Source organism: Moorena producens 3L, from assembly GCF_000211815.1.
Lineage (GTDB): Bacteria > Cyanobacteriota > Cyanobacteriia > Cyanobacteriales > Coleofasciculaceae > Moorena > Moorena producens.
On sequence record NZ_GL890873.1, the window covers coordinates 3,668 to 8,198 of the forward strand.

Sequence of the window (4,531 nt, forward strand, 5' to 3'; positions counted from 1 at the left end):
GCTACGCGATCAGAAGGGCGCAGCAATTATGAAACCAAACGGCAAAAAATATTAGATAGCTTAACCCATTTAGTGGAAATTGATTTACTGCGTCAAGGAAAACCAATGGCTATGAATAATCAAGCCTTCCAAAGCCACTATCGCATCGTAATCAGCCGTTCTCAAGAACGTCCCCAAGCCGATTTATATGCTTTCAATCTCCCCCAAGCAATCCCTTCCTTTCCTTTACCTCTCCAACCAGAGGATACAGAACCTACGGTTAATTTACAACAATTATTACATCAGCTTTACGACCAAGGGAGTTATGATTTAGCGATTGATTATAGTCAAGACCCTCCACCACCTTTATCGACCGCAGATGCAAGTTGGGTAAAGCAAGTCTTGATTGAATAGTAGCCTGCAGCTGGTTCTATATTGGAGTAATATCAAGTTCGGTTAATCCCTTACGAAATAATCCCTAATCTTAAACTACAAATTAATAATTACATAGTACCAATTAGTAGGCAAGGTATATAATAATTCTTCAACCAGACATGATATAATATTATCATGCCACGTGAGTTATATATTATTCTTGGCAATAGACACTAATAATTATGCAGTTTCGGACTCATAACAACTATGAAATTACTGAGCTAATAGCTCAACAACCTTCGTCGTCACCTGCACCGCAAATAAATAAAAGCACCAGAACAAACGTGCAGTCAGAGGATCCTATTACCATCATCATTGCTTTATTTAGTTTACTTGTATCTATAGCTGTAGCTTATACATCAAATTTTAGAAAAGCTAATCTTAAGCTGTCTTTGGGAAGAAATATTATATTTTTTCCTACATACCTTACTGACCCAACTGGTGATCAAAAGATTGTCGGATTAGGCTTCAATCTTCCCATAACTTTCTACAATTGGAGTCCTCAAGGAGGAACCATTAAACGAATTCGTTTAGTTGTTGGAAGAAAAGATAATGACAATTTTTATGACATGGCATGGACTACTTTTGTTAAAATCGAGAGTGGAGGAAATTTTCAAGATGAAAATCTAGCTCAACCGATTCCAGTACAAGCACGTTCTTCAGTCAATAAAATTGTTCGGTTCGATTGGAGTCCTGAATTAGGAGGAAAAGAATTTGATTTACAAGTTGGCAACTACGAGTTGAGGATTTATGGATGGACACAGAATACACAAAAACCTGACTTGAAGTACATTGCTTCTTTTAGCCTTAAGGAGCAACATTATCAAAAATATAAAGACAACATAGCTGCTAACCTGACTGCATCGATCTGGGTGTCCCTAGACGAAAACGAAAAACCCAATCAGTTTGTGTCTAGAAACACGATTGGTGTGCTTTACTCTAAAAAGTAAGTGTCTCATTGATTAAGGAGAAGATTTTATTATGCCTGGAGATAGCAATACATCCAATTTCAATATTAGTCAAAGCGTTTATTACGCTAACAATACAGGAGGCATAGCTGGAAATTCTGTAACTGCTGATCTATCAATAGCCAACGAGCATAAGCAAACCCTAGTTGAAGCAGCAGAAGAAATCCAACAACTTCTAGACCAAGTCTCCCAGACTAATCCCACTACAACAAACAAAGAGAAGATGATAGTTGTAGGTGAAGTTGTTGACAAAATTGAGAATAACCCAACACTAAAAGTTAAGGTAATCAATTCCCTGAAATCTGGACGAGTAGAGGCATTCAAGGAATCGATTGACCATCCGCTAGTGAATATTCTGATGGCAACTATTGAAGGGTGGCAGGAGGTAGAGTAATTGCTTAGGATCGTTGCAACACTTTACCATAGTAGACCTTAGGGGGGAATTAGGATAGGGTAGCGATCGCCTGAATAATTCTCCTTTATTTCAATTAATACTAGAGAAAGTAGACTGGATCAATGATGTTTTTACAAAGATGAGATGCGCCCACTCGGGGCAAACCCTCTATATTTGGCTTAATAGCATAAATTAGCTGCTATTATAACTTAGCGATCGCTTAACTACTTTCTTCTACTAAAACTGAAAGTTTATTACGTTTGTTTAAGGTAAGTAACAAAACCAACATTAGCGATCGCTTGCTCGGATTAGCGATCGCTTTCCTTGATCTGCCCGGTATTATTAGAAATTAATTAATTTATTAACTCTGATAAGATGAATTTGCCCTGTGACACCTACCAAGTTTATAAAAAAATGCTTTACTTGATCGAAATAGTGACAACTAGGATAAAGCTGATGGAGTCTTGATTATTCTTGGTATATCATTCTTTATCTCTTATTTCTAATAGATTAGAACTATCGCATTACTTTAAAAAAGTGGTAGACTGACTAATGACACTAAACTGATGTGCATTAAAATTGGTTATTACCTGTTCCCTGTTCCCTGTTCCCTGTTCCCTTTGAGGAATTTAGGTATCTCAATCTAAATGCTGAACAGCTTACCTTACCTTAAAGCTATCTATATCTACCCGATTAAATCCCTTGATCGGATTGAACTCCAAACCGCAACTCTCCTCAAAAGTGGTGCCCTAAAGCATGACCGGGAATTTGCCCTATTAGATCAGCAAGGTAAATTTGTCAATGGTAAGCGCCATGCCAAAGTTCACTTGCTGCGGTCGGTCTTCCATATCCAATCCCAATTGCTATCCCTACAGATTCAGGGCACAAACCAAAACATTACCTTTCATATTGATCACGGGCGAACTGCTCTGGAAGCTTGGTTAAAGGATTACTTCGATTTTCCAGTTAAAGTAGTGCAGAACACCAGCACTGGTTTTCCAGACGATACCAATGCTCTTGGTCCTACTATTATTAGTAGCGCTACCATTGAAACCATTGCTTCTTGGTTCCCTGAAATAACTGTTGAAGACATACGACGTCGGGTTCGAGCCAATCTAGAAATTGGAGGAGTTCCTGCTTTCTGGGAAGACCAATTGTTTACCGAATCAGGGCAATCTATTCAGTTTCAAGTAGGGGAAGCTTTGATAGAAGGAATTAATCCCTGTCAACGTTGTATTGTTTTAGCACGAGACTCTCAGACAGGAGAGGCTACTGATAATTTCCAAAAGACTTTCATGGCGAGGCGCAAGGAAACCCTACCATCCTGGACAACCAGCGCTCGTTTCAATCATTTCTACAAATTAAGTGTGAATACAAACGTGCCTGCTTCTGAAGCTGGTAAAGTCTTGCACCAAGGGGATCCCATCCAAATCCTTAAAGGAGCGTGAAGGTTGACTAGACTTTTTGCAGAAGTCGGGAACAGGGAATGGGGCACAGGGAACTGAGAAGAATTGACGGAAACAGTGTCTTGATGCAGTCGCTCATGGCGCATGGGTCTGTGTGCGGAACTTGCTTCCGCACCTGTCTTGATGCAGCGCGGTCATGGAGCTTTCCCCCATGACCGCGCTGCATCGCTCTCCAGCCCCGTGGAAACAACGGCAGTTGCTCATGGGGGAACCCCCTTTGGCGGCACTGCCTCCCCAAGACCGCACTGCCTCCCTAAGACTGAGCTGCATCGCTATCATAAAAGCGATGCAGCGCTATAATCCCAAATTGGGTTCAAATCCTCAAAAGCGATCGCTTATAAACAAAGTGATTAACGTGACAGCTCCTAAACTGATTCTATTGAATCAGTTTAGGCTTCCCAGCCAATCCAGCTATTGCTTAGGAGGCGCTGGGCTTTAAGAACGGACTGCCCTGCCGCTCTGTTTTTGTTTGACTTTTTTTTGAATAATCTTTTACCAACAAACCAGCATTTAAGGCCGTAGGCCACGCTACGCGAACGGCTTTGCTTGTTAGTATACATACTATAACACATCAAAAGGCGCGATCCAAGAGCAGTTTACCTGCCCATTGGAACGTGCGCCTTAGGTCTTTTGTTAAAGACCCTGTGCAAAATTCATCCCACAACAAGCGTGAAACGTGAGTGTGGGATGAATTTTGCCGGAAGCTAAAGTGATCTCAACTGTCAACCCTAAACCGTGAACCCTCAACACCAATCAATATCGGAAATTTTATTAAATAAAAATTTTTGACTTTTTTGCGGATTCGTCGCTCTGGAATTGAAGTAGAGATTTAGGTACATCTGAACAAACAGAAGCCAGACAAAACCTCTACCTACCAAATGTTTAAACCTCAGAGCAATGAATCATCAGTGGAACAATGTATTTCTGAAAGTCAGCACCTGGCTAGTGGCTGAGATCATCCTAAATTTGATTGGTCTAGATAACCTCGCCGATTACGGCGAATTCGTCTTCGATAAAGAGGTTTTAATCTCAACATCTCACCATCAAGTCTCACGGATTTTCCCCCCTCGGCACTCCCAAAACTTGTTTTAAGAGTTTCCCGCCAACCGTCAACCGTCAACCGTCAACCGTCAAAAAATTCTAACCTTATTACTGAAGACTGATAGCCAAGCTACCCTACAGCAACCCCTCAGGCTAAAAGACTTCAGCCTTTAATCAATATTTAATCAATATGGAGCTAAGCGGATTCGAACCGCTGACCCCCTCAATGCCATTGAGGTGCTCTACCA

General features: G+C 40.9%; 6 protein-coding genes. All 6 read left to right on the forward strand.

Going from position 1 to position 4,531, the window contains the following annotated elements; translation table 11 throughout:
- Window positions 1–393 (forward strand): DUF4058 family protein (locus tag LYNGBM3L_RS47285; protein WP_044492835.1); only part of this gene is annotated, 393 nt, incomplete at its 5' end.
- Between the two features lie 203 nt (window positions 394–596).
- The gene (locus tag LYNGBM3L_RS11880; protein WP_008183019.1) at window positions 597–1,364 is read left to right on the forward strand and encodes a hypothetical protein; all 768 of its coding nucleotides are present in this window, start codon (window positions 597–599) and stop codon (window positions 1,362–1,364) included.
- A 31-nt stretch (window positions 1,365–1,395) separates the two neighbouring features.
- Window positions 1,396–1,776, forward strand: coding sequence for a hypothetical protein (locus LYNGBM3L_RS11885; protein ID WP_008183020.1), 381 nt, complete (start codon window positions 1,396–1,398; stop codon window positions 1,774–1,776).
- A gap of 647 nt (window positions 1,777–2,423) precedes the next feature.
- On the forward strand, window positions 2,424–3,224 hold the full coding sequence (locus LYNGBM3L_RS11890) for an MOSC domain-containing protein (RefSeq protein ID WP_008183023.1): 801 nt from the start codon (window positions 2,424–2,426) through the stop codon (window positions 3,222–3,224).
- Between the two features lie 169 nt (window positions 3,225–3,393).
- A complete protein-coding gene (locus tag LYNGBM3L_RS43335; protein WP_075873702.1) occupies window positions 3,394–3,681 on the forward strand; it encodes a hypothetical protein in 288 nt (95 codons plus the stop codon).
- Window positions 3,682–4,139: 458 nt separating this feature from the next.
- Window positions 4,140–4,334 carry a hypothetical protein gene (locus LYNGBM3L_RS11900; RefSeq protein WP_008183027.1) on the forward strand — a complete coding sequence of 65 codons (195 nt, stop codon included), beginning with the start codon at window positions 4,140–4,142 and terminating at the stop codon, window positions 4,332–4,334.
- Window positions 4,335–4,531 lie beyond the last annotated feature (197 nt).

Bases quoted from the DNA above. Each gene is read 5' to 3' on its own strand.
- LYNGBM3L_RS11880 (WP_008183019.1), top strand. From the start codon at position 597: ATGCAGTTTCGGACTCATAACAACTATGAAATTACTGAGCTAATAGCT.
- LYNGBM3L_RS11885 (WP_008183020.1), top strand. From the start codon at position 1,396: ATGCCTGGAGATAGCAATACATCCAATTTCAATATTAGTCAAAGCGTT.
- LYNGBM3L_RS11890 (WP_008183023.1), top strand. From the start codon at position 2,424: ATGCTGAACAGCTTACCTTACCTTAAAGCTATCTATATCTACCCGATT.
- LYNGBM3L_RS43335 (WP_075873702.1), top strand. From the start codon at position 3,394: ATGACCGCGCTGCATCGCTCTCCAGCCCCGTGGAAACAACGGCAGTTG.
- LYNGBM3L_RS11900 (WP_008183027.1), top strand. From the start codon at position 4,140: ATGAATCATCAGTGGAACAATGTATTTCTGAAAGTCAGCACCTGGCTA.